This is a genomic window from Mariniflexile sp. HNIBRBA6329 (assembly GCF_043558645.1).
In the GTDB taxonomy this organism is placed as follows: Bacteria; Bacteroidota; Bacteroidia; order Flavobacteriales; family Flavobacteriaceae; genus Mariniflexile.
Window position 1 is genome coordinate 399,897 of record NZ_JBIFXS010000001.1, and the last position, 26,125, is coordinate 426,021.

Consider the following 26,125-nt stretch of genomic DNA (forward strand, 5'->3'; position numbering starts at 1 on the left):
CTAACCGTTGTCTTTTTTAAATATCAGCTTTTTTACACCGTAAAATAGACCAACACAAATACCTGCCAATATACCTCCATCAATAGGTAAACCCACAGGTGGTGGTCCAGGTGGAGGTGGCCCTCCTTGGGCTACGCATACAAAACTTATTAATACAAATAAGATTGAGGCAAATATTCTTTTGTTTTGTATTATCATTGGGTACAAATGTATAAAAAAAAATAAGCAGGCAAAATAATTGCACAATTAAAACATCTGCGAAACGCAAAAATAATCGACAAGATGCGGTTATTTGTTGTTTTGACTTAAAGTATTTAAAAACGATACTACTTCTATAAAAAGTATCTAAATACAAAAAAATAATCCCTCATTTTTTTTATCAACGTGACAAATATATATAAAATAGTACAGAAACTAAATTTAAAAAAGCCTGATTTTCATTGGTTTTTAAATAATTACATCTTTTGAATAGATAAAACCGAAATTGAAGTTTTGCTTTATGAAAAGTACTTATATGATTTACCAATATTTCCAATAAAAAAGCCAGTTATAAAATTATAACTGGCTTTTCAAATTTCAATTAAGTATTCTAATTTTTAATTATTTTAGATACTTGTGAGCCTTCTTCCGAATCGACTTTTAACAAATAAACTCCCGACGGAATACTAGACATATTAATTATAGTTTTATTGCTTTTTATCTGTTCTTTCACAATTAGTCTTCCATCAAAGCCAAAAAGAGACATGGTTGTATTTGTTGATATTTTAGGTATGGATACAAAAACTTCATCATTAAGTACTGGGTTTGGATAGACCTTAACACCTAATAAATTATTTTCTTTAATACCTAAACTAATATCAACTTGATTTGAAGAAACTCCCAAACCTCCCATAGCATTAGCTGCTCTAACAGTATAAACACCCGTAGAAGCTCCTCCTGGAATTGTGTAACTATTACTAATTACAAAATCTACAAACACATTGTCTTTAAATACAGCCCATCCTAATACATAATCGTCATTATCCCAATTAAGTACTGAACCTGACCTTGAAATAACTGGTATAGATGCTTGTTCTGTAAATAATGTTGGTTGCCAAGTATCTGTTCCACTTAATACATTTTCAATAGTATAAGAATCTGCTTGTCCTTGGGTTAAAACTGGATTAAGCACCACTGTTCCTCCTCCGCCATTTGTGTAATTATAAGTAGTTCTTCTTCCTGATAAATCAATTGGTACGCCTGAGGATGTTAAACTGTTATACTCTGCATAAACGGATGGAGCAGCACCCCACTCAGACCAACCTTCATTTGCTGGCAGCACTTTCATAATAGTATTAATAAATACTGTTTTAGGACTACTCTGCCATGGACGTCCTAATTTATACGTTCCATTGGTAGACGGGAAACCATCTATAGTACAATCTCTAAATACATACCCCCAACTTGATGCCGTGGCTGCTGCTGTTACATGGTTGCCTGTACGATCTTCTAAATAAATATCACATTCATTAAAAAACACATCACCTCCACCAAATATAAAATCTACTGTACCATGAATTTCACTGTTTTCAAGATAAATCCTGTTACTTCCTGTATAAAAAGTATCTTGATTACTTAAAAGTTTAACATTTTTATAAATATTTCTATCCCCTTGATCTCTTAAAGCAACCGCTCTTCCTGTAAACGCGCCTTTACGATAATCCATTTTGTTTAAAAGGGTAATGTCCTGCATGTAAATATCCTTAGAATTTGTTTGGAAGTTTATAGTTGGCGTTGTACCAATACCTTCATTTGCTGCAAGAGGCTCATTAAAAAGCACCACTCCATCTGTACTTTGTCCAATAAAAGATACTTTAGGAATATTAATAAAAGTTTGCTGTGTAGCATCTCCTGTTGTATTTCCTAAATCATATTGACCGTTAGGGAAAAATATAAAGAATCTTTCTCCACTTGAAGAAGCAGCCTGAGCAGCAGCCAATGCCGCAGCGAAATCGCCATCAACACCCACTATAAAATCGTATGCTTTTTTTGTTACTGTTGGTTTATTAAGTGTTGTAAAAGTAATTGAAATAGCTTCTGTTTTTGTATTGTCTGCTAAATCTGACACAACATTTCCTGCCAATTCAAATGTGTATTGTGTATTATAATCTAACCCTGAATAATTAAATGAAATTGATTTGCCAAAAACAACAGGTGTTAAGTTTTTGCCATCAAGTGTAGCGGTTGTATTATCTGCTATTTTAACACGCTCATCAAAATTAAGCACTACTTTTCCAGTTGCTGATGCTCCAGATGCGTTATTAGCAGGCACAGAATTTACAAGAACTGGTGCGATACCATCGTTAAAAACAGCTTCTGTTCCAAAAACGTATATACCAGAAATGGTTGTACCATCATTCGTTGCGGTTGCCCCAATAATACTTGAATTATAATCTGGAATCCATCTAATATACACTGCAGATTGGTTATTGGCATCTGATGGTAACGTAAATACTCCGTCGTAATAGGTTTTAGCATTCACTAAATCTATAGTGCCTATTTGAGTAAAATTAGTACCATCTATTGAATATTCACATAATTGTTTTGAATACGCATTATAGTTATAAAGCATGGACGCTTTTACACTAATGTCTGTATAATCTGTAGCATTGAAACTAATTTGATAATAATATTTATCGGCAATAGGTTTCCAATTAACAGCAGCATTTCTACCTTCGTAACCTCCTGCTGGCGATGACTTGTCTAACCAACTACCTTGAGTCCCATCTGCTTGACGAAGTATTAAAGCCGAAGCATCGTTTACAACATCTGATGAAAAATCGGCAGGACGACCAGCGTTTCCTGCTTTATAAAAATCCCATCCAACAATATATTCCAAAGCATTATATTCCGCAGTAATAGATTTATTTCCATCCATTACAACGTTTAAAGTTGCATTTGTTTCACCACTGCCCCAATTTGAAAAATTAAGAATAGAGTTGTTACTAGCTGTTAGTGCTACATTTACCCCTTCTTCGTACATTCTTGAGTTACTAACCATCGTTCCTGCAGGAGAAATATCAACCATATAATCTGCTGCGCCTCCATTTACTGTTAGGTCTAAAGAATATGTATTTATTGTTGTGTAAACAGCTTTTAAATCTACATTACTATTTAATGTGAATGTATATGGGTTATTTGTTGAAACCTGTTGATTTGCTGCATCTGCCCAATGCGAAAATTGATAGCCAAAATTTCTGGTTGCTGTTAGAGTAATTTCGGTGCCTTCATCATGTACCGAGCCTACTGGGAAACTTGTAATGCTTCCACCATCTGTTGGCACATTAGATGTTGTAACCGTATAGGTTGTAACAGTAGCAACCGTTCCTGTTAAATTTCCAATAATTTGCACATCAGAAATACCTACATCTTTTCCACCTCCCAATGAATGAATGTAAATCTCTAAAGAACACAAACCATTTGAACTTGTAATAGCGGGTAAAGGTAAAGCAGTTAAATCTATATTGACATTATTAACACCGTCTGCACCTTGACGTGCTGGTTTTACATTAGCTTGAATTAATTTAGACGTTCCATCACTGGATTTCCAGTATAAATCAAAAAGACCCGAACCCGTTCCAAATCGTTGGCAATTAAATGCTATGGATGTAGGTAAAAAGTTTAACCCTGTAACGGGTGTAATATTAAAGCTTAAAAGATTCCCCACAGCATTACCTGTTGGCGTATTTGAACCTCCTGGATTTTTTATTGAAGTATATGTGATCCCTGGCTGTGCTGCTTCTGTTTTGCTACCATTATAATTATAATTACTTCCAAGGGTTGTGTAATCTGGTTTAAAGTAATCAGCCGTAGATGCCGAACCGGAATACGTAGCCACTTGATTAGCAGTACCCAAATTAAATGGCCATGTAATAGTTGCTGTTTCATTAACGGTTTGCGCACTTAATTGCAAACCGGTTGCCAAAAAAACAATAAAAAAGGCAAAAAAGACTCCATGCCTTTTTAAGCGTAAAGTTGAATTCATAATGTAAAATTTAGTTTAGTTTAATAATGTTGAATACAATTATACACTTTTTTAGTCAAAAAAAGTAATCGATTACATAAAAATATTTTAATAGCATAAAAAACAGATATAATGAAGCTTTTTGATTATAAATCCTTAAATAGTGTTTACTTTATTTACATAACTTTTAACCGTTAACACTTTTACTATTCAATGTAAAATATAAAAGTTAGATCGAATAATTTTAAGACCAAGCATTGTTAACATAATATCATCAATTAAAATACAGGACATTATAAATCAAAAAAGCCTTTCAATTACTTGAAAGACTTTGTAGATAGTGGTCCCACCTGAACCTAAATTAACTTGAATCTATGTTAACCTATTTTACCATAAAATAATCATAAACCCTTTATTTACAAGGTTTGCAAGGTTATACAAATAATTTGTTTATATTTGAAATCCATATAATTAAAGAATATGTTGTCCCTAATGTTGTACCCTTTTAATAGAATTATAATTAAATGAATTCAATACAATTAACTTCAGGCACTGTAAAATTCAGACTTAAAGAAACTAACACATCCAAAGAAACTCCAATAATCTTTGACTACAGCTTTGGCAGAGGAAATAGGTTAAAATATTCAACTGGTTATAAAACTACAGTAAAAAATTGGGATGCCAAAAATCAAAGAGTAAGAGCAATTTCTACATTAAACAATAGAGAAGAAATAAACAATCGTCTTAAAGAAATTGAATTAAACTTTATCAAATCTTTGTCCGATTTGGATGAAACAGATAAACAAAACAAAAGCATTCTTAAAAGAATTTATAACGAAGCATTAGGAAAAACTAATAGTCCTTCTCAAGTAGAATCTCAGATTCCGTTTATTAAATACGCTGAAAATTTTGTTGAAACAAAAGAAAATGGTCTTATTAACGCTGCCAGCATGAAATTAAGCCCTGGCACTATTAGATCCTATAAACAAACTATCAAACAATTAAAAGAATTTGATTCCCAACACAAATATCAATTAGATTTCGACAAAATTGATATGACATTCTATTATTCATTTGTTTCCTTTTTAGAAGAGGAAAACTTTTCACTAAACACTATCGGAAAACATATTAAAAATGTTATAGCCCTATTAAACCGCGCTACAGAGGACAGTGTTAATACAAATCTTAAATTTAAGCACCGGGACTTTAAAAGGGTTTCAGAAAAAACAACATCTATCTACCTTACAGTAGATGAGATTGAATCCATTTATAAACTAAACTTATCAGATCTTCCTGAGTGGGAAAAAGCCAGAGACATTTTTCTAATTGGTTACTATACTGGACAACGTGTTTCTGACTATAATAACTTAACATATAAAAACATTAAAAAGTTTGAGGGCCAAGAGGTATTTGAAATTTTTCAAAAGAAAACTAAGAAAACTGTTTATGTACCAGTTCATCCAAGAATTAAAAAAATAATGAAATTACGTTACAAAGGAAAACTTCCTACCAAAATGCCAGATCAGGAAATTAATGAGCATATTAAAAAAGTTGCGAGAAAAGCAAAAATTAAAGAAAATGTATTGACAAAGATTACTATTGGAGGAGTAGTAAAAGAAGAGACGATTCCAAAACACAAATTAATTGGTACACATACAGCAAGAAGGTCATTCTGCACGAATGCATACCTCTCTAAAATGCCTGTAATAGATATCATGGCTTTAAGCGGCCATACTACAGAAAAGGAATTTTATAACTATATCAAAGTAACTCCGCAAGAGAGGGCTATTAAAATTGCCGATAGTAGCTTTTTTAAATCTTAAATAATTTAAATACCCAACTATGAACTACAAAGAAGCCTTTGTTATTAATGACATTCATTATAATAAATTGAAAGAGGATGAAAAAAACACAAATTCAAACTTTGATTTAAACAATTTTGACTACTATGAACCAAAACTTATTGAAGATTTCTACTTAAAACATTTCCTGCGTAAATTTTTATTTGATATTGATATTTTAAATCTGGAGCAGTTTATTTACTATCAATATGATTATTGTAAAAATCCTAATGATTTTATTTCGATAATTAAATATAAAGTTGATCCTATAGCCCAAGATATTATTGATAATGCTGGGTTTGCTTTGGGACATGAAGGGTATTACAAAGAAATTAGATTAGAAGATGATTTTGCAGAAACTGAAGGGGTAATAAAAAATTATCAATACGAAGTTCCATTTTTCTACTATACAGCAGGAATAAGAAAGAACAAAGCAGAACTGTTAAAAAGAGTTGAAATTTTAAAAACTTTTATAGAAAAATTAGACAGCTTAGTAGAAGGATTATTACCTGCTCCGCTTGAATGGGTAGCAGGTTCAGCTCAACTTGGTTTTATCATTTCAATGCTAGTTCAAAATGGTTACATTAAACCACCTATTGGGCAAAAAAACAACGGAAAAAACAAAGGAAAGATAGGAGTAAACCATTCACAATTAGCCAGGGATGTTCTAGCCGCTTTTAAGATCCCTGGACAAGGCTCAGAAAATAGTCTAAAATTATATTTAAACCCGACAAATTATAAAAATACAGAAATAAGCAAAAAATTAATTTCCAATGGTTTCTTCTTACCAAAGTATGACCAACTAGACTAAGTATTAATACCCGTTGATACCCTATAGTAGGGTAATTAATCATTATTAAAACTTCTTAATATTAGTTTTGAACTATGAAAACTTCAAATAAGTTAACATGGATTCAAAACAAACTATATTTTATCAAGCTAACCCAGAAGATATTGTTACAAATGTTCTTATTGGTGTAGATAAGAAAATTGAAGAATGCATTAAGAAATTCAAGCAATCTCAAAAGGACAATGAAGAATTGCTCTCGGTAGATGAAACCTTAAAGTTTCTTAAATGCTCCAAACAAGCCCTTTGGAATTGGCGCAAAAATGGCATACTGCCCTCTTACCGTCTGGGAAACCGCGTCTATTATAAAAAAAGCGACATCTACGCTAAACTTGTTAAACAAGAATAGAATGATAGGTTTTATATTTCTACATAGAGACTTATTAGAGTGGGAATGGTACCAAAACCCAGAGGTTAGCCGCTTATACATCCATATTTTACTTAAAGCAAACTTTACCGATAAAAAATGGCAAGGTATAAGTGTAAAGCGAGGGCAGTTTATTACTTCATCCAATCACTTAGCCTCTGATTTGAATCTATCTATTCAAAAAATTAGAACCGCTTTAAAAAAACTCGAATCCAGCGGATACATAACACGCCAAACAACAAACAAGTTTACCCTAATAACAATTGTTAATTATAACAACAGGCAACACCAATCAGTTCTAACCAACAAACAAAAAATAACACAAACCCAAAACAAACAACTTACGAACAACAATCCACCAACAACAACTAAAGAAAGTAATAAAATAAAGAACTTAAATAAAGAAAAAATAGAGTTGCGTTTAGCAAAATTCAAAAAACAAGTTTTTGAACACTCACAATATTCAACTAAAATTTTAAATGCTTTTTTTAATTACTGGAGCGAATTTAATACAGCAAAGACAAAAATGAAATATGAAAGCCAGCGCGGTTTTTTTGAAATCGAACGACGATTGAAAAAATGGACCGAAAATGAATGGAAAACAACTAATAAAAATAATCAACAAAAAAATACAATTTCAAATCGATAATTATGGAAAATTTTAATTCACAACCCAATCATGACCCCAACATTTTTAATCAAATCAGAAACAATCTTAAAAACGCTTCCTTAGAAACAAAAAGAGAACATCCTTTTAACAAGAAGACTTTGTGGAATTTATTTATCTGTGAATATCGCCTACTTTTTAGTAAACCTTTTTTGTGCGATGCTGTTGTAGCTAGAAATATCGAAGCTATATTTTATTATTTTTTAGAATCTGAAGAGTTTTTTAATTGTCAAAATTTGCGTTCAGACATTTCTGCGCCATCCTTTAATAAAGGATTATTACTTTTTGGGAATGTTGGTGTTGGTAAAACACATATAATGAGAGTCTTTGAAAGTATATTTAAAAAATACCCTCCTCACCGATTTACAATATCACCGACATATGAGGTCGTAGACAAATATGAAGCCATCAGTACTAGAGCTGATAAAGATTTCTTTTATCAATCTTATACGAACGGAACAATTCTTTTTGACGATCTAAATTCCGAAAAAATTGCAAACAATTATGGTTCCGTAAACATTATGAAGGAATTGATTATTCGCCGTTGCGACAAAGGGAATAAAACACATTTAACAATGAACCCACTTCCAGGTTTTGAAAATGACATAGACGGTTCTTTATTAGGGTTAGGTGACGATTATGACCAAAGAACAGTTGATAGATTTTATGAAATGTTCAACGTTATCCAATTAACTGGAAAAAGCATAAGAAGATAATAGGTTAAATTAAACTTTATTTAACGGATTAAAACACAAAACAACCATGAATAGAATAAAAAAATGTAACTATTGCAACGAAAACTTCACACCAAGAAGGCGTAATCACCTGTATTGCACTGGTAGCTGCAAAACCATGGCAAGCTATAAGAGAAACAACTATAAATATATGACAGGTCATTATCAAAAACAACAATTAACTAGGCTCGAAGCAGAAATCATTCCTATCTCAACAGAGATTAAGACTTCCGGACAAACTTTAGAAGATCGCGTTGAAAAAATGAGTAAGGTTAATGTATCCTCCGTAACAAATGCTGCACTTGGTTCATTGGCTGCAAGCACTGCTATAAATGGAGCTAAACGATTATTTGCACCTAATACATTGCCCGCGACAAAAGGAGATGTTGATACTTTAAAAAAGGAAATTAATGAACTAAAGAACTTATTAAAGGGTAAAGAAACAAATTGATTTCCTTTTAAAAATTAATAAAACAAATATGTAGATATTATCTTATATTTAACTTTTAAAAGTATCATTCTTAAATTTTATGGGTTCAACTTTTTCTTTTCTAAAATCCGATTATCCGGAATTATTTACAATTTGTGAAATTTCAGAAGAGTTAATTCATATTGACCCCAGTTCAACACTTTCTAAAACACGGTTACTTTCAGAAAAAATAGCGGCATTAATTTGGAGTTTTGAAGACTTGGGTTATTTCAGCGGCACACAAGTAGACCGTATTAATCAACTATATTATAAAAACGTATTACCCGAAATAATTAAAGGACTATTACACACTATAAGAAAATCTGGGAACAAAGCCACTCATGACGGAACTGGGTCAAGAGAAGAAGCGTTGTTTGTTTTAAAAAAATGCTTCCAACTGTCTAAATGGTTCTATGAAACCTACAACAACGATTATGTTGAAATAAAAGAATATGTGTTACCTCCTAACCCACAGAATAATATAGAAGTGTTAAATACGCAACTTGAAACTTTATCTAAACAAGTTGTAGATTATAAATCAAAAATTGAAAGTCTTAATCAAAACAAACAGGTAACTGACGCTAGAAAAAGAAGAGGTGAAAACAATGCTAAAAACCTTACGCTTAGCGAAAAAGATACACGTCTATTATTAATAGACCCTAAACTTCGTTTGGCAGGTTGGGAATGTGATACAGAAATTCTAAACTATAAAACAAATAAAACACTTCCTGAAAAAGGAAAGATGATGGCTATTGCTGAATGGCCATGCGAAGGTAAGTGGGCGGACTACGCACTTTTTATTGGAAAAACATTATATGGTATCGTTGAAGCTAAAAAATATGCCAGTGATATTTCTACAGATTTAAGACAATCTAAAATTTATGCAGAACGCATAGAACAACGTAATGATTTTGAAATACTCAACAATTGGTACGGTTATAAAGCACCATTCTTATTTTCAACAAATGGTCGAGATTATTTGGAACAACTGGAGACAAAAAGTGGGATTTGGTTTTTAGATATTAGAAACAACCGAAATAGGCCTTCTGCCAAAAAAGGCTGGTTTTCTCCGGAAGGTTTAATTGGACTTTATGAAAAAGATATTAATGAAATTAATGAAAGGTTAGAAAAAAGCGATTATGATTACCTTCAGGAAAAAGGAGGGTTATCACTTCGAGACTACCAAATAAACGCTATTAAAGCCGTCGAAAACAAACTACTAACTCAACCTGAAAACCCAAAATCATTATTAATTATGGCAACGGGTACAGGAAAAACAAGAACCGTTATTGGACTATCGTACAGATTCATTAAATCTAATAGATTTAAACGTATTTTATTTCTCACCGATCGTAAATTATTAGCATTACAGGCTATTGCCAATTATAAAGATAATAAAATTGAACGCCTAAATACTTTTGGCGATGTATATCAAATAGACGGACTAAAAGATAAAAACCCTGACTCTGACACGAGACTGCATTTTGCAACGGTTCAAAGTATGGTAAAACGTTTATTCTATTCGGAAAATGACACTTTACCTATTGACTCCTACGATTGCATAATAATAGACGAAGCCCATAGAGGTTATAATCTAGATCGTGAAATAGATGACGAAGACATCCATTTCAAAGACCAAGAAGATTACGTAAGCCAGTACAAACGGGTTATTGAATATTTTAACGCCTATATCATTGGTTTAACCGCTACTCCTGCTTTGCATACTACTCAAATTTTTGGCAATCCCGTTTTTAGCTACTCCTACAGGCAAGCTGTTTTAGATGGCTATTTGGCTGACCACGAACCTCCCAACCGTATAAAAACCCGTTTAAGCGAAGAAGGAATTCTTTGGAAAAAAGGAGAGCGTCCAAAAGTTTTTAATCCTGAAACCAATACTATTGAAGAACTTGCCGAATTAGAAGATGATTTATTAATTGAAATAGAGCAATTCAATAAATTAGTATTGACCGAATCTTTCAATCGCACAGTTTGTAAAGAACTCGTGAAGCATTTGGATCCCGAAAGTGACGAAAAAACGTTGATTTTTGCTGTTCGTGATTCTCATGCAGACGATATTGTAAAAATACTAAAAGAAGAGTTTGCTGAAATTGGCATGGATGTGCACCAAAATGCTATTCAAAAAATAACGGGTAATGTTTATGACCCAGAACAACTAACAAAGGAATACAAAAACGAAAAATATCCAAATATTGCTGTAACAGTAGATTTACTAACAACTGGAATAGATGTTCCTAAAATTTGCAACTTAGTCTTTTTACGTCGAGTAGGTTCTCGAATTTTATACGAACAAATGATAGGCCGTGCTACCCGTAAATGCGATGAGATTGGTAAGGAAGCCTTTAATATATACGATGCGGTTAGGGTTCATGAAGCTCTGGGCGATTATACCCAAATGTCCAGTGTTGCAAAACCAAAAGTATCTTTTGTGCAGTTGGTAGAAGAACTTGATTTTATTGATTCTGATGAACGTACTAAATCTCAAATAGAACAAATTATTGCAAAACTACAACGGAAACGAAATAAAATAGAAGAACACACCATGGAAGAATTTATGTATGCTTCCAACGGGCTTTCACCTGAAGATTTAATTGAAAAACTTCAAAATTTAAAAGCTTCAGAAACCAAACAAATTATAAAAAATTATGGTTCCCTTTGGCACTATTTGGACACCAAAATATATATTCCTAAAAACCAATTGGTATCTGAACATCAAGATGAATTTTATGGTATTGAGCGTGATTATGGCACCGCAAAAAAACCGGAAGATTATATTGATAATTTTAAAAAATTTATTGAAGAAAACAAAAATAAAATTGCCGCCATTCAAGTAATTTGCAATCGTCCTTCATCATTGGATCGGGCATCACTTAAAGAATTAAAATTACTTTTAGACCAAGAAGGCTACAATGCCAGAACATTGCATGCAGCTTGGAAAAATGCCAAAAATGAGGATATTGCAGCCGATATCATTTCGTACATTCGCACACTGGCATTGGATGTGCATTTGGTTAGCCATAAAGACCGCATTGATAAAGCATTTGAAACTGTTTATGCCTTGAAAGATTGGAATAAAATTCAATTAAAATGGTTAGAGCGTTTCCATGCGCAACTTATTGCCGAAACCGTGCTGTCTAAAGAAGATTTAGACAAAGAACCGTTTAAAGAGGAAGGCGGCTTTAAACGTATTAATAAAATATTTGAAAATCAACTGGATGCCATTCTAAAAACTATAAACGATAATTTGTATTCAGCTTAAACCAATTAACTATTTATGAGTGCAGACGAAATTGCTCAAAAACTATGGAACTTATGTAATGTGTTGCGCGACGATGGCGTAACCTATCACCAATATTTAAACGAACTTACTTATATCCTGTTTTTAAAATTAAGTGAAGTTAAAGATTTTGAAGAACACATCCCTGAAAACTACCGTTGGCAATCTTTTGTAAACGAACACGATAACAACGAAGCTTTTTTAAAGTATCGAAAATTTTTAGCTGAAATTAGTGCACAAACCACTAGCGAAAGCATTAAAGAGATTTATGCAGATGCCTCCACCAGTTTACGCAAACCAGTGAACTTTAATACCCTAGTGCAAGCCATTGATAAATTAGATTGGTACGAAGAAAGTGACCGTGATGTTATGGGCGATATTTACGAAAGTTTGCTGGAAAAAAATGCAGGGGAGAAAAAAAGTGGTGCAGGACAGTATTTTACGCCACGACCATTGATTAATATCATGGTAAGTTTAATGGCACCCAAATTGAATGAACGTTGGAATGATCCTGCCGCAGGTACCTTTGGATTTATGATTGCTGCCGACGAATATCTTAGAAACAAACATGATGGTTATTTTCATTTAAATGAAAAAGATCGAAAATTCCAAAAAGAAGATGCCTTTAGTGGTGTTGAATTAGTAGGAGATGCCCACCGTTTGGCATTAATGAATGCACGATTACATGGTATGGAAAGCCGCATCTATTTAGGTGATACTTTAACGGATTTAGGTAAAAAACTCAGCAATTTTGATGGCGTATTAGCAAACCCGCCCTTTGGAACCAAAAAAGGTGGAGAGCGCCCAACCCGAGATGATTTTACCTTCCCAACAAGCAATAAACAGCTTAACTTTTTACAGCACATTTACCGAAGTCTTAAAAAAGATGGAAAAGCCCGTGCCGCCGTGGTGTTACCAGATAACGTGCTGTTTGAAGATGGAGATGGCCAAAAAATACGTCGCGATTTAATGGACAAATGCAACCTACATACTGTATTGCGCTTACCAACAGGCATCTTTTATGCTGCAGGCGTAAAAACCAACGTACTGTTTTTCACCCGTGGCACCACTGAAACCGACAATACTAAAAATGTGTGGTTTTACGATATGCGTACCAACACGCCCAATTACGGTAAGCGCACCCCATTTGTTGAAGCTGCTTTTAAAGACTTTGTAAAAGCCTACACAGGGGGTATTGGCATTGATACATTAGATGAAGATTTTAATGGTTTAATAAGTGATGAAAAACGAAAGACAATTACAGACGAACGTTGGCAATGCATAAGCAGAGAAACCATTGCAAAGAAAAACCACAATCTGGATTTAGGTTTAATTGCAGATGATAGTATTAGTAATTCTGAAGATTTGGGAGAACCGATTGATTTGGCAAAAGAAGCATTGAAGGAGTTAAACAGTATTACAGAGCAATTGAATGCCATGATAAAGGAATTAGGATAATGGGAGAGAAATTGCCGAAGAATTGGGTTACGACAGAACTTAAAAACATTATTTTTTTTGTTATTGGTGGAGATTGGGGAAAAGACCCCGAAGCCGATTTAGATGATGAATTTATTGATGCTTTATGTATTAGAGGAAGTGAAATTAAAAACTGGGTAAAAGAAAAAGGCGAAACAGCCAGTTTAAGAAAAATTAAAACAGCCAGTCTCGAAAAAAGAAAACTACAGATAGGAGATATTCTTATAGAAATTTCTGGTGGTGGTCCAGAACAACCTGTTGGCAGGGTAGTATACATGGACAAAGAATCTATAACAAAAAATAGTCTGCCAAAGGTTTGTACAAATTTTTTGAGAATGATTAGGCTTCATGACTTATTAAACAAAAACTATGTAAGTAACTATTTGGAATACTTCTATTTGTCAGGAGAAGTGATTAAATATCAGGGAGGAAGTAATAATTTAAGAAATTTAAAATTTAAAGATTATCAAACGATTCCGATTCCTCTCCCACCCTTACCCGAACAAAACCGTATCGTAGCCAAATTAGACCAATTATTTTGGCAGTTAGAGTTGATAAAGTTAAGTTTGGACAGCATCCCACAACTTTTAAAAGATTTTAAACATCAAGTGTTGACACAGGCGGTTACTGGGAAGTTGACGGAGGAGTGGAGAAAAGGGAAGAATTTATCTGATTGGAAAATTGAACTAGCAAAAAATTGTTGTGAAAAAGTTCAAAGCGGTGGCACTCCAAAAGGAAGTAATTTTGCTCTGTCTGGGATTCCTTTTTTTAAGGTCTATAATATTGTAGATCAACAAATATCATTTGATGATAAACCTCAATATGTATCCGAAGAGATTCAAAATACCCAATGTAAAAAGTCAATCTGCCATCCCAATGATGTTTTAATGAATATTGTTGGTCCTCCTTTAAATAAAGTTGCAATTATTCCTGAACGCTTTAAAGAATGCAATATAAATCAAGCCATTACGCTATTTAGACCAAAGCCGTATTTAAATTACAAATTCCTTTATTACTTTTTAAGAGAAGGTACTCCTGTGAATAATTTAGTTAATGAAACAAGAGGTGTGGTTGGACAGGTTAACATATCACTAACTCAATGTAGAGAGTTTAAAATTCCCATTCCATCTGAACAAGAACAAGAAGAAATTGTCAATCGTGTTGAAAGCCTATTCACCAAAGCCGACAGCATAGAAAAACACTATGATGCCTTAAAGGAAAAAATAGACAACCTACCACAAACCATTTTGCATAAAGCGTTTAAAGGTGAGTTAGTGCCGCAATTGGCCAGTGATGGTGATGCTAAAGATTTGCTAAAGGAGATAAAGGCTTTAAAAGCACAAACCAATATAACACCAAGAAACAGTGTTTCTAAAAAAATATTACATGACGTAGCGGCAAATAGTAAACAAAAAAAACAGCTATATAAAGCTAATGAAAACCCTTTAAGCCAAGTAGCCGAAGAGAATTAAATTTATAAATAAAACCGTGTCATTTTATATTAAGTAACATTTAATTACTTTTAAGCAACATTGTTTTACAATCACAAACCCCCTATACATTAAGGGCTAAGACACATTAAGCAACATTTATTAACAAATAAGCAACTTTATTAACAAATCAAGAAGCCATGAGTACAACAGCCATATCCTCTATTAACACCATAATTACCGAGGATTACCTGCGCACTAAACCCGAAAACCAATATTTTGAACGCAAAGGTTTGGGCGATAAAGAGATTAAACCCGGCAGAATAGCCGAAGAACTTATAGGGATGCTAAATGCAGACGGGGGCATTCTTGCCTTTGGGATTTCAGATAATGGAGATTTTGAAGATTTAAGACAATTGGGAGATAAACTTAATAGTTACAGAACCCTTGTTATGGACTATGTGCATCCTGCTTGTAACATACAACTCGAAGAAATAGAAATTGGTGGTAACTTAATTTTTTTATTTCATACAGAACAAGAGTTGGAGCGTATATATTGCCGAAAAGATACTGAACAAGTTTTTTTACGTGTTTTCGATACCAACAGGAAACTAGATAGAGACGCAGTAAAAAAACTGGAATATGATAAAACGATTCGTAGGTTTGAAGAAGAGCAATCTAAAAACTTTGACTTTGAAGATTTAGACCAAGACTTATTACTTGCGTACAAGGAACGGCTTAACTATGCAGGTGATCCTTTAGATCTATTGACAAAGCGATATTTAGCCGTAAAGAAAAATGACAACTTTACTTTAAAAAATGCTGCCGTTTTATTGTTTGCAAAAGACCCTGAAAAATATATCCCATCAGCTTCTGTTCGCTATATCCGTTATGATGGTACCGAAGCACTTTCAGGTACAGATTATAATGTTGTTAAGGACGAACGTTTTGAGGACAACATCCCGAATCTTATTGATACAATTAAGACCTTCCTAAATACTTCTTTTAGAGACTATTATTTTCTGGATATGGAAGAAGGAAAATTTAAAAAAGTACCCGAATATCCAGAAGATGCTTGGCTAGAAGGCATTGTAAATGCTTTATGCCATCGCTCCTATAATGTTCAGGGTAGTGCCATTTACATTAAGCACTTTAATAATAGATTGGAGATTTCCAACAGTGGTCCGCTACCAGCTCAAGTTACCGTTGAAAATATAAAGACTGAACGTTTTGCTAGAAACCCAAGAATAGCAAGAGTTCTAGAAGATATGGGTTATGTAAGACAATTGAATGAAGGTGTCTCCCGTATTTATAAATCTATGGAAAAATCTATGTTGTCCGTACCAGAATACAAAGAGGCCAACGGCAATGTATATCTTACATTGAGAAACTTGATAAGTAAACATTTAAAAACTATTCATGATTCTGTTATCAAAAAAATAGAAAGTGATTGGCAAACTTACAATCCTACTCAAAAGAAAATACTCAATTATTTATTTATAAAGCACCAAGCTACTTTGGATGAATTATCCGAATACACAGGGATTAATAATAATACCATTCGAATTTACATCAATAAGTTTACAGATGATGATATATTAAATCGCAATAGTGAAAAACAAAGAGACATAAATGCGCTTTATACTTTTAAGAAACAATAATCCGCAATTAAGCAAGGTTGATAGATCTAAATGAATTCCTTGTTTTTCGGCAACCAATAAACATTAAGAAACAAATTTGATTAATTAAGCAAGGGACAAACACTACTAGTAAACATATAGTAATCAAATTTCATTATTGTTTGCTAGTATTATTTTGACATTTAAATTAAAGAAAAGTATGCCAATTAATATTGAAAAAAAATCAAAAGAGCTTAAATCTTTTGTCAGTCAATATGACACCAAAACTTTTATGGGGGATTTGAGTACTTTGCTTACTATGGTTCCCATGCAAAATATACCTCCAAGTTTAGTTGGGCTTGTAGCACCACAAAGACAATTGTTCTATTTAGCAGGATTACATTTAACGTCAAAGAAAGATGATAATATTGAAACTAAATATCAATATACTGAAGAAGATTGGGATCAAATAAAAGCCCTATTGATTAAAATTGAGTCAGGTTATGAAGAAAACTTTTATCCTGATGATGGAATAGTAATAAATGATGTTTTAAAAGAGCAGCGTATAATTGGTTTAATGTACCATTTAAATTATTTTAATCAAGGTGATTTAAATTATGAGGAACAAATTATTGAACGAATAGGTATATACTTTGCTCCTTTCGATAATGAAATCAAAGTTCATTTTGGTTTAAGTTTAAACGAATTTATATCTATTTATAGATTCCTTGACGAGATGCTTCATCAGAAATTAAATTCGGTCTTTCCTGTTGAAGGAGAACAAACATGGGATGATATAAGCATAGAACAATTTGCAGAAGGTATGACGAACCCTGACAAGATGCATTTGGCTGTTCCTCCACATTATTTAAGAATGTCTGAAAGTATGATTGATCCAGGGAAAAAATATCGATTTAATTTGGTTGAATTGAATAAAGAATTTGACCCTAATATTGTTAGTGCATTTATTGATACTCTATCTATACGAAGAGTCGAAAGTGATTTTCTATATTACACAGAAAATAACCCCTATTTTAATCATCCAATTTTTGAGGTTGCAGAAAAAGAATATCAATCAATTGATATGAAACAAATCGTTATAGCTATTTACAATCAGTTATTAGATTTTGTTACTTCAGGTATCCCAATTACTGAGCCATTTTATAAACATAGAGGTATTGAATTAGAAAACAAAATCGTGAATTTATTTAGATTGGTTTTAGGAAATAAGGCAATAATATATCAAAGCTATTACACAAAAGTTGGAAACGAACAAGATATATTGGTTTTATACAAAGGTATGGCGTTAATTATTGAGGCAAAAGCATCAAAACGAAAAGAACCGCGTTCAGATCCTGATAAAGCCTATGGTTTAATTAGAAAGAATTTTGATAAAGTTATACAAAAAGGCTATGACCAGTCATATAGAGTTAAGCAGCGTTTTATTAAAAAGGAGACATTCAAATTATATGAAGATTTAGCATTAACAAATGAAATAGGACAAATAAATACTAGAAAATATCACCATGCTTTTAGTTTAGTTGTAACTCTCGAGCGATTTGGTCAAATTCAAACTGATCTCGACGCAATGTTATCGGTAGAAGAAGAAGACCAATTTCCATTATCAATTTGTATCGATGATTTAGAGGTTTTCTTATTGGCCTTTAAAAAAAGAGGCTCAAAATTTAATGAACTTCTTAGGTATTTTGATTTGAGAGAATATCTTCATGGTGGTTTGTTGTGTGGTGATGAGCTTGAAATATGTGGAGCTATACTCGACAAACTAATTCCCGATAAATATTTAAAATCGGATCAAGTAATAAGAACCCGTCCTAATCATGCTCAGCTTTTTGACGATTATTATCATGGTGGATTAGGGTTTGAGAATGAAATTAACCTTGATAGAAAAACTAGTGGAAAATTCATAACCATGTTTAGATAATTAAATAATTAAAACTATGCCAATTCCAAAACACGATGACATCAGAGTACCAGCGTTAAAATTACTTTCTGAAAAAGGACTTTTAAAATTAAAAGACTTTGTGGAATTGCTCGGAAGCCACTTTAAACTCACAGAAGAAGAGCTTTCAGAAATGTATCCATCTGGTAATGGTCACATTTTTTATGATCGTGTCTCTTGGGCATTAAGTTATCTCAATATGTCTGATTTAGTGGAAAAGCCAAAAAGAGGCACCTATTCAATCAATAATGTAGGCCTAAAATTACTTAAAACACCAGAAGCTGTAAATGATTATATAGCTGAGAAATTAAGTCAAAGAGAGGTTCCAAAACAACAAAAGAAGGCAGTTATAAGTTCTGAGTCGGAAACCATGACATCAGACTTCACACCAGCAGAAAAGTTGTATGCGTCTTTTGAAAAAATAAAGAAAACCCGTAAAGATGAAATCTTAAATACCATTTTAAGTAAAACTCCTTTCGAGTTTGAAACAATTGTTGTTAAGTTGCTTCAAAAAATGGGCTATGGTGGTGAAATAAAGGATTCTGGGTTAGTAACAAAAGCGACTAATGATGGTGGCATTGATGGGGTTATCAAAGAAGATGTTCTAGGTCTTGGCCGTATTCATATACAAGCCAAACGATATGCTTTAAACAACAGTATTAATCGTGATGAAATCCAAAAGTTCGCTGGTGCATTGTTAGGCGCTCCAATGAGCAAAGGTGTTTTTATAACAACCTCATATTTTTCAGACGGTGCATTGACTTATGTGAAAAATTTAAATAACTCCACGATTATCTTAATTGATGGTGATCAACTTGCAGAATATATGTATGAATATGGTTTGGGTATGCAAATTGTGCAAACCATAGAACTTAAAAAACTCGATACCGATTTTTGGGATGCGATGAAAGATGATTAATTTATGGATTATTCTATAGTAAAATTAAACTTAAAGAAAGAACTGAGCGCACTCTCATCACTTGTCGAAAGAACAACTTTAACAAGGTATAATGATATTTTTAGTATCGATGCTATAAAATTACAAACTCATTCCAATGAGACAGTAAAAGAAAATATTAGAGACTTCTTTAAATCATTTGAACAACCTGTTATTTATACTTTCGAGCTAAAAGGCTGTGATGATTTCACTATATTAAATAAAGCATTTAATAAGGCTAAAAACACAAACCACGAAGGTCGTGCCTATTCTAAATTTAATGATAACTTTCCAAAAAACGAAATTACATTGTATGTTGGAAGCAGTAAGGGAGAGAACCTGACAGCCAGAATGATCAATCATTTTGGAGTTGGATCTAAAAGCGTGTATTCTATGCATCTAAAAGCATGGTTACCCAAAGATTATAATTATAAAATTCAGGTTAGCTTATTTACGCCAATGATACCCAATCATAATCTTTCTTTTTTCAAAGTACTTGAAGTTATTGAACAAGGTTTTTGGAACTACCAGAGACCGTTATTTGGTAAGCAAAGTGGGTTACTTTAAAAAGTAAATATTTTCTAAATATTAAAAACTTGAAACAAGAAACTGAACAAAATGATTTATAGGTTATACTACTTTATTTTAAAATTTAAATAAACAATAAAAACTGAATGAAATATTCTTTATTACAAGGAGATCTTAAATTTAAGATTATCCCTATTTTACAAAATATCGTATCCTACAACCAATCGGAATTGTCAAATTTATTCGATGGTATAGAGGAGTCTAAAAATGAATTAGATTTTACTAAAAGAGGAAAGCCTGGTGATATTTTAAATGATAATTTTGAAATGTTTTTTGATAAAATAGGTTTAGGAATTGATTTACCTATATGGTTTGAATGGGAAAAAGACAAAAAGAAAACCATGATAATTGGAAGAGACCCTCAACGAAATCATAATACCCATGAATTAATAATTAGCTCACCTTTTGGGCTGGCTAACAAAAAAGGTCGAGAATCTATTAAAAATAAATATTGGCAATTTACTGAACCTCTTTTAGAAAATAATAGAGTTTATATAACGGATGTTTATAAACTATTCGCTAAAAGTCTAACTGATCGAAAATTAATTCGAAAAGATAAAGAAACTCATTATGGGATTTTAAAACAAGAAATAGATGTAATTAAACCCGACAATATTATTACAATTGGAAAAGATGCTAAAATTGCCATCTCAAAAATTCTAGAGTGTTCCTCAGAAGATCCCTTTTTAACCACAAAACGTGGTATTGATGTTCATTTCGTGCCTCATATTTCTAATATGGTTCTTCAAAATTTTATTCCTATTGCAAATTTATTTTTATCCATTGGAAAACTTAAAAATGAGTCTCATTTGCAAAAAATAGGCAAGGATATTTTAGAACATAAAGATGAGTTATTTAAATAGCTCATCTTTATGTATAATACTTATAACAAGAATATGACTTGATATTTAATTTAAAAATACTTTAAACTATGCTTAATACTTGATAATATTTTTGAATAAATTCAGATAACTCATTAACTGCCTTATTTAAAAGTTTTTCATGGTTATCAGCGGACATTAATTTTGAAAGGAATGCAACATCATTAAAGTCTATTTTTTCACCATTTAACTCCTTTAAGTAATACCAAATAGGGAAATGATTTGTTGTATTTACTTTGCCCTTTAAAAACTCCTGAACCAATTTTATATTTTCAATATTGGCTGTATGGTTATAAATACCGTAATAAACATGTTCCCCTTGATTAAACATTATAGCAAAGCATAATTGTTCGCTTTTATAATTAGGCAATCCTATATACGTATTTCCGGAATCTATTCTAAATTCTAATTCTTTTGGTATTCTTTTATATAAAGCTATTTCGAATTTCTTTCTAAAATCTTCTCTTATTTTCCTCTTTACAACTGGAAATGTATTGGCAACTTGTTCAGCCTCTAATAGGTTATTTATTAACATCATTTCTAATTCATCCATAAATTCATCTTTAAGTTGGTTCGTTATTTTTTTTACTAAATTCAAATATTGTCTAATATTTATTTTTAAATATGCATTGGAGCATTTTTCAATGCAGTTTTCGAGCCACTCAACAATATGCTCCTGATAGCTAATAGGGTAATAATCCTTATGTGCCAATAGTTTTCCTGCACTATGGTTTGATGCTTCATTACCCCATAAATTCAGATAAAAAATAATGCTTTTATTAGGCTTGTAATTATTGTATCGTTCTAATTGGAGTAACTGATCACTAGCATCAATTTTGTTCTCTATTATAATATTGGTTTCATTAGATTGTATTAAAATATCTATTCGCCCACCAGTACCTTTATCTAAATTAATAGTACCAATCGATTTTTCTTGAAATACTATGGGTTTAGCTTTTATAAAATCGCTCGCTTTTTTTTCTAAATCACAGTTTTCATCTTTAGATTGGTAAACAATTGAAAAAATGATTTTTATAAACTCATCTAAAAACATAGCGCCCTGATGATGCGACCCTTTTGGATTTAACAATTCGGTAATCATTGCAGAATGCGTGTTATTTTCGTAACGCTCAATTTTAGTGATACTGAAGATGTTGAAATCTTCTCCACTTTCTTGTAAATATTTTTTTTGTTTTTCTAAAATGGTTTTGGTTTTAGAAATTATTACATTCTCTCTTTTAATCATTTTCTTAATTTATTTACTCATAACATGAATTTTAGAACAACACAAAACTCCTTAACCTAAACACTTTTGTTTAAAAACTTAATATAATTATTTAAAAGTCCTTTAATTTGTTCAGCGGCAACAGGATTAGCAGAATGTACATTAAATTTTAAACGTTGTAAATCTAATCCCGATTCATAAACCAACCATTTAGCAGCTGCTAAACCATCTGGAGCAATTATGCCATCTTTATCCATTCCAAGGTCATTGTCAAAACTAATCAACTCTGGAAGCCCATTTAGCTCTATGTAATTAACAAACTCCTTATAGGTGCGGACAACATCAAATTCGGAGACCATGGTTTTATCATAAACCATGTCTACTGTTCTTATATCATCTAAAAAAAGTTTTTTCATTGCAATTAATAATACATTTTATAAAAAATATTTTCACTTCTTTTTCAAATACATCAATAAAAATACGATGTGCTAAATTATTGTGAATGTATATCTTGAACTCAGGATTCACCGTCAAAATCTCGTCAATAAGGTTAAGCGTAAGTTTGGGGTCAACTACATAGTCACGGGTTCCCAAAACTATTTGTCTAAAAACACTTGATTCATTTTTGACCTCAGAAATATTTTGCGGTATTGATCTTTAAGCTAAAGCCGTTAAATAATAAGTCAGTACGCTAAATGGCATTTGAAATAAAATAGCATACCACTCACAATAATGACATTAATTGCCTTTTTGTTAAAGTCTTGTATTAAAGTACTAATACTATTCAGTTTTGCTAAATAATCAATTCTTGGAACAAAAACTTTACCATTTATCTCTAAAACAACTCTTTTCTCTTGACCAAAACAGATATTAAGCCTAGGTAGATAAAGTATATTCATAAACTTGTTATATCTTTAAAATATTCATAAATCATAACCATTGCTAGAGTATCTAACTCACAATACTTTAAAAGTCCTTGTGAAATTTCTTGTCTTTCAGTATCGGACATATTCTCAAATTGTAACTTACCATAGGCCGTTAAAGCAGCTCCTCCATCGGCAATCATACCCATTTCGGAAACCAATGTTTCCAAATCTTTATCATTCCAATTATCAAATAATGGAGGCAATGTTTTATAGGGACTTATCACATACTCATTTTCAAAATTCAAAAAAACATGGTTACTTTCAAAGTTCTTACTTGTGATATTAATTTCTGAAATTGGTTTAACGTATTTCATTTTTAGAAAATTACTTGAGTTTAAAACCGCTGGTAAAACAGCTTTAATTGAAATAGACCCTTGGGTTTGTGGGCTGTAATAAAACTCTTTAACTACACGATATAAATCAATCATATCTCTTTCTCCACACCATAAATTAGCACTACTATTGGTTGCGTGCGATATTTGTTCAATAAAACCTTTTAAGTCTTCCTTGTCTACTTCGTTTGAATTATCCAATTGCAAATGGATTTGATTTAGCACGGTGTTTTCATGATTATGATACCTGAAAATACTGCCAAAATTTGATTCTAAAGCTCTTTTTAATGCTCTTACAAAATCAAAATTAGGAAACATTCCCATTTCGGCATTTAGATATTCTGTTTTGTGTTCCACCCTACCATCTTCATAAACCATGTGATGTGAAAATTGAAATGCAGTTTGCTCATAAGGGCTTCTTCCAGATGTAAAAGGTAATGCCCCCATTGAAGTTTCAAAATCAATAAAATTTAAAGGGTATACCCATGTTTTCATTTCATTTTTTAAACCCTCAAATTTAACAACTGGAGAGATATCTAAATATTTTACTTTTCCAACTTGTATCCATTGCCGATCAGAATTTGAAATTTTACCTGGTTCGGGTTGAGGGTTAATATCCGTTTCAACCAAATCATGCATAAAATATTTTCCACTTTCAATAAGAGATTTGGCACCCCTAAAATTCCATATATCATATACTTTAGGTCTATTTATCATTTGATTTGACACTTCTAATTGTGATGACCAACATTCATGGAAACCACTTTTATTCTCTTGGGTGGGTTGCTCTAAATAAAACTCGCAACCTTTACAATGGTGACCTATAGGTGTGTTGATTTTTATGTCATTGCTGTAATGTTTTTTAAAATACAATACGGTCTCTTCAAATGACATCCCCTCAATGTGCGGATTATCTTTAAAAATTAAATCAATTTCAGACTGAATAAGAATATCAGACAATAAAGGGTTTCCTAAGTCTTCTAAAGTTAACCCCTCCTTTTTTAGAATACCAGTCCTTAAATCTGATGATTTAGTAATTTTAAAGTATTGATTAATACCATCAACAGTTGCAACAGAATCCTTATTCACTAATTTAAGAAATGGAGTTATTTTCCACTTAGGATATGCTTTTTGAATTACATATTGCTGAAAAGCTACGTCGTACAAATATGCTGACCATCCACTATTTAAATTTCCACGGGAACCAATAAATCCATTATGTTCACTTTCCCGAACTGATTTAGCTTTAACTTCTATAAGTTTTATATTATTATCTCTTTTTTCTAATATATCAACACGAATAAATAAGCCTTCGTACAAAAAAGCCGCTTCAAAAATAACAACCTTCTCTTGTTGTAGTAAATCGGCAGTTTTTCTAGCAAGCAAATCATAGTTCCAATCATTACCTATAATCGCAATACCGTCAGGATAATACATGCGTGACAATTCTTCCACTTGAAAACCACCTTCTGCCAAAGCTTCCAAAAACGGATCGCTTTCACTTTGATTTTCATACTCTTGTTTACGAGTGTAAAATAGCTTTGTAGGACAATCTAATGCCAATTTAAAACGAGATTTTGTTAAATATCTTGGTTTTTTATGAGTCATGCATTATTGTATTTGTTGTAAATAGCTGATACTTTTTGTTTGATTTTTTCTCTGAACCACAAAGGTTCAATCACTTCTACCTCAATACTCATTTTCAAGATTTCAATAATAAACTCATAATTAGGTATTAGATCATAAGATACATAACTAAAGTCTTTATTCATTTCAATTGTTTTTTGTGATGCATGCAACGGTAAACTTTCTAAATATTTCAAATGATTATTTGTAACCTTTATGATAATGTTTTCGGGTTCATTTTTTGAATAGTTTAAACCAATAATATTATCAAACTTTGCTATTTGCTTCAAGTATTTCAGCTTATTTAGCTTAGTTAATTCACTTAGTTTCATCTCCAGTAATCTATCAATACCAAATGTTCTAATTTCGCTTTTCCCATCTGGAAGTCCAATAACATACCAGCGGTTTAGATACTCTTTTAAGACTAAAGGCGTAATACTGTAAGCTGTTTTAGTGTTCTTATAATAATTATAATGGGTAAATTCCAGCACTCTATCCTGTTTTATTGCTATAAGAATTGTTTCTAAATTTTCAATTCCTTTAAGTTTACTAGAATCATCGAAAATCACATAATCCAAAACCTTATGGTTATCCTTTAAACCGTCAGAAAACACATCCGCCAAAGTAACCAACTCTAAAAACTTAAAAAACGATTCTACTTTCACGCTTCTATCCTTATCTATAAAATAACCATTATGCTGTTTACTATAACCTAACTCAATTCCAAAATCAGCCCTTATTTTACTCATATCACGTTCCAAAGTACGCTCAGAAATATCAAAATCTTTACTGTTTAAAAATTCAACAAGCTGATCTTTAGAAGCATAATTTCTATCGTTTACATATTGTATTATAAACTGTAATCTTCTGGAAATATGATATTTTGACATAACAAGCAATAT

20 protein-coding genes are annotated in these 26,125 nt (G+C 32.0%); 14 read left to right on the forward strand and 6 right to left on the reverse strand.

All coding sequences use genetic code 11. From position 1 onward, the window contains the following. Together ACGK9U_RS01640 and ACGK9U_RS01645 are read right to left on the reverse strand one after the other, a co-directional pair. On the reverse strand, positions 1-198 hold the full coding sequence (locus ACGK9U_RS01640; protein ID WP_394464615.1) for a PID-CTERM protein-sorting domain-containing protein: 198 nt from the start codon (positions 196-198) through the stop codon (positions 1-3). Positions 199-589: 391 nt separating this feature from the next. Next, positions 590-4,024 carry a pectinesterase family protein gene (locus tag ACGK9U_RS01645; protein ID WP_394464616.1) on the reverse strand — a complete coding sequence of 1,145 codons (3,435 nt, stop codon included), beginning with the start codon at positions 4,022-4,024 and terminating at the stop codon, positions 590-592. Between the two features lie 503 nt (positions 4,025-4,527). On the opposite strand from ACGK9U_RS01645, the gene ACGK9U_RS01650 reads away from it, so the two are divergent. The 14 genes from ACGK9U_RS01650 (at position 4,528) to ACGK9U_RS01715 (ending at position 21,096) form a co-directional block, all read left to right on the forward strand. Then, entirely contained in the window at positions 4,528-5,826 is a 1,299-nt protein-coding gene (locus tag ACGK9U_RS01650; protein ID WP_394464617.1) for a phage integrase SAM-like domain-containing protein, read from the forward strand. Positions 5,827-5,845: 19 nt separating this feature from the next. After that, entirely contained in the window at positions 5,846-6,655 is an 810-nt protein-coding gene (locus ACGK9U_RS01655) for a hypothetical protein (protein ID WP_394464618.1), read from the forward strand. Between the two features lie 97 nt (positions 6,656-6,752). After that, positions 6,753-7,040 carry a helix-turn-helix domain-containing protein gene (locus ACGK9U_RS01660; protein ID WP_394464619.1) on the forward strand — a complete coding sequence of 96 codons (288 nt, stop codon included), beginning with the start codon at positions 6,753-6,755 and terminating at the stop codon, positions 7,038-7,040. Position 7,041: 1 nt separating this feature from the next. Then, on the forward strand, positions 7,042-7,707 hold the full coding sequence (locus ACGK9U_RS01665) for a hypothetical protein (RefSeq protein ID WP_394464620.1): 666 nt from the start codon (positions 7,042-7,044) through the stop codon (positions 7,705-7,707). Between the two features lie 2 nt (positions 7,708-7,709). Beyond that, positions 7,710-8,441 (forward strand): hypothetical protein, encoded by a 732-nt coding sequence (locus ACGK9U_RS01670; RefSeq protein ID WP_394464621.1) that lies wholly within the window; start codon positions 7,710-7,712, stop codon positions 8,439-8,441. Positions 8,442-8,577: 136 nt separating this feature from the next. Then, entirely contained in the window at positions 8,578-8,910 is a 333-nt protein-coding gene (locus ACGK9U_RS01675; RefSeq protein ID WP_394464622.1) for a hypothetical protein, read from the forward strand. Between the two features lie 79 nt (positions 8,911-8,989). Further along, positions 8,990-12,205: a type I restriction-modification system endonuclease gene (gene hsdR / locus ACGK9U_RS01680; protein WP_394464623.1), complete on the forward strand. Its 3,216-nt coding sequence runs from the start codon at positions 8,990-8,992 to the stop codon at positions 12,203-12,205. Positions 12,206-12,220: 15 nt separating this feature from the next. After that, the gene (locus ACGK9U_RS01685; protein WP_394464624.1) at positions 12,221-13,681 is read left to right on the forward strand and encodes an N-6 DNA methylase; all 1,461 of its coding nucleotides are present in this window, start codon (positions 12,221-12,223) and stop codon (positions 13,679-13,681) included. Further along, a complete protein-coding gene (locus ACGK9U_RS01690; RefSeq protein WP_394464625.1) occupies positions 13,681-15,171 on the forward strand; it encodes a restriction endonuclease subunit S in 1,491 nt (496 codons plus the stop codon). Before ACGK9U_RS01685 ends, ACGK9U_RS01690 begins: the two co-directional genes overlap by 1 nt. Positions 15,172-15,329: 158 nt before the next feature. Then, complete coding sequence (locus ACGK9U_RS01695) at positions 15,330-16,790, forward strand: ATP-binding protein (RefSeq protein WP_394464626.1); 1,461 nt, start codon at positions 15,330-15,332, stop codon at positions 16,788-16,790. Positions 16,791-16,968: 178 nt separating this feature from the next. Further along, positions 16,969-18,690 (forward strand): hypothetical protein, encoded by a 1,722-nt coding sequence (locus ACGK9U_RS01700; RefSeq protein ID WP_394464627.1) that lies wholly within the window; start codon positions 16,969-16,971, stop codon positions 18,688-18,690. Between the two features lie 16 nt (positions 18,691-18,706). Beyond that, a complete protein-coding gene (locus ACGK9U_RS01705) occupies positions 18,707-19,627 on the forward strand; it encodes a restriction endonuclease (RefSeq protein WP_394464628.1) in 921 nt (306 codons plus the stop codon). 3 nt (positions 19,628-19,630) lie between these two features. After that, positions 19,631-20,212, forward strand: a complete 582-nt coding sequence (locus ACGK9U_RS01710; RefSeq protein ID WP_394464629.1) for a hypothetical protein — start codon at positions 19,631-19,633, stop codon at positions 20,210-20,212. 107 nt (positions 20,213-20,319) lie between these two features. After that, positions 20,320-21,096 (forward strand): uracil-DNA glycosylase family protein, encoded by a 777-nt coding sequence (locus ACGK9U_RS01715; protein WP_394464630.1) that lies wholly within the window; start codon positions 20,320-20,322, stop codon positions 21,094-21,096. A 61-nt stretch (positions 21,097-21,157) separates the two neighbouring features. On the opposite strand, the gene ACGK9U_RS01720 is transcribed toward ACGK9U_RS01715, so the two are convergent. The 4 genes from ACGK9U_RS01720 to ACGK9U_RS01735 form a co-directional block, all read right to left on the reverse strand. Then, positions 21,158-22,360, reverse strand: a complete 1,203-nt coding sequence (locus ACGK9U_RS01720) for a PD-(D/E)XK nuclease family protein (RefSeq protein ID WP_394464631.1) — start codon at positions 22,358-22,360, stop codon at positions 21,158-21,160. A 56-nt stretch (positions 22,361-22,416) separates the two neighbouring features. Further along, the gene (locus tag ACGK9U_RS01725; RefSeq protein WP_394464632.1) at positions 22,417-22,755 is read right to left on the reverse strand and encodes a cyclic-phosphate processing receiver domain-containing protein; all 339 of its coding nucleotides are present in this window, start codon (positions 22,753-22,755) and stop codon (positions 22,417-22,419) included. A 479-nt stretch (positions 22,756-23,234) separates the two neighbouring features. Beyond that, a complete protein-coding gene (locus ACGK9U_RS01730) occupies positions 23,235-25,205 on the reverse strand; it encodes a DUF2779 domain-containing protein (protein ID WP_394464633.1) in 1,971 nt (656 codons plus the stop codon). Further along, positions 25,202-26,113 (reverse strand): helix-turn-helix transcriptional regulator, encoded by a 912-nt coding sequence (locus tag ACGK9U_RS01735; protein ID WP_394464634.1) that lies wholly within the window; start codon positions 26,111-26,113, stop codon positions 25,202-25,204. The genes ACGK9U_RS01730 and ACGK9U_RS01735 overlap by 4 nt, the downstream gene beginning before the upstream one ends. Positions 26,114-26,125: the final 12 nt, after the last annotated feature.

What these genes read in the sequence shown, in the direction of transcription:
- ACGK9U_RS01640 (WP_394464615.1), bottom strand. Translation starts at nt 198, where the DNA reads ATGATAATACAAAACAAAAGAATATTTGCCTCAATCTTATTTGTATTA.
- ACGK9U_RS01645 (WP_394464616.1), bottom strand. Translation starts at nt 4,024, where the DNA reads ATGAATTCAACTTTACGCTTAAAAAGGCATGGAGTCTTTTTTGCCTTT.
- ACGK9U_RS01650 (WP_394464617.1), top strand. Translation starts at nt 4,528, where the DNA reads ATGAATTCAATACAATTAACTTCAGGCACTGTAAAATTCAGACTTAAA.
- ACGK9U_RS01655 (WP_394464618.1), top strand. Translation starts at nt 5,846, where the DNA reads ATGAACTACAAAGAAGCCTTTGTTATTAATGACATTCATTATAATAAA.
- ACGK9U_RS01660 (WP_394464619.1), top strand. Translation starts at nt 6,753, where the DNA reads ATGGATTCAAAACAAACTATATTTTATCAAGCTAACCCAGAAGATATT.
- ACGK9U_RS01665 (WP_394464620.1), top strand. Translation starts at nt 7,042, where the DNA reads ATGATAGGTTTTATATTTCTACATAGAGACTTATTAGAGTGGGAATGG.
- ACGK9U_RS01670 (WP_394464621.1), top strand. Translation starts at nt 7,710, where the DNA reads ATGGAAAATTTTAATTCACAACCCAATCATGACCCCAACATTTTTAAT.
- ACGK9U_RS01675 (WP_394464622.1), top strand. Translation starts at nt 8,578, where the DNA reads ATGGCAAGCTATAAGAGAAACAACTATAAATATATGACAGGTCATTAT.
- hsdR (WP_394464623.1), top strand. Translation starts at nt 8,990, where the DNA reads ATGGGTTCAACTTTTTCTTTTCTAAAATCCGATTATCCGGAATTATTT.
- ACGK9U_RS01685 (WP_394464624.1), top strand. Translation starts at nt 12,221, where the DNA reads ATGAGTGCAGACGAAATTGCTCAAAAACTATGGAACTTATGTAATGTG.
- ACGK9U_RS01690 (WP_394464625.1), top strand. Translation starts at nt 13,681, where the DNA reads ATGGGAGAGAAATTGCCGAAGAATTGGGTTACGACAGAACTTAAAAAC.
- ACGK9U_RS01695 (WP_394464626.1), top strand. Translation starts at nt 15,330, where the DNA reads ATGAGTACAACAGCCATATCCTCTATTAACACCATAATTACCGAGGAT.
- ACGK9U_RS01700 (WP_394464627.1), top strand. Translation starts at nt 16,969, where the DNA reads ATGCCAATTAATATTGAAAAAAAATCAAAAGAGCTTAAATCTTTTGTC.
- ACGK9U_RS01705 (WP_394464628.1), top strand. Translation starts at nt 18,707, where the DNA reads ATGCCAATTCCAAAACACGATGACATCAGAGTACCAGCGTTAAAATTA.
- ACGK9U_RS01710 (WP_394464629.1), top strand. Translation starts at nt 19,631, where the DNA reads ATGGATTATTCTATAGTAAAATTAAACTTAAAGAAAGAACTGAGCGCA.
- ACGK9U_RS01715 (WP_394464630.1), top strand. Translation starts at nt 20,320, where the DNA reads ATGAAATATTCTTTATTACAAGGAGATCTTAAATTTAAGATTATCCCT.
- ACGK9U_RS01720 (WP_394464631.1), bottom strand. Translation starts at nt 22,360, where the DNA reads ATGATTAAAAGAGAGAATGTAATAATTTCTAAAACCAAAACCATTTTA.
- ACGK9U_RS01725 (WP_394464632.1), bottom strand. Translation starts at nt 22,755, where the DNA reads ATGAAAAAACTTTTTTTAGATGATATAAGAACAGTAGACATGGTTTAT.
- ACGK9U_RS01730 (WP_394464633.1), bottom strand. Translation starts at nt 25,205, where the DNA reads ATGACTCATAAAAAACCAAGATATTTAACAAAATCTCGTTTTAAATTG.
- ACGK9U_RS01735 (WP_394464634.1), bottom strand. Translation starts at nt 26,113, where the DNA reads ATGTCAAAATATCATATTTCCAGAAGATTACAGTTTATAATACAATAT.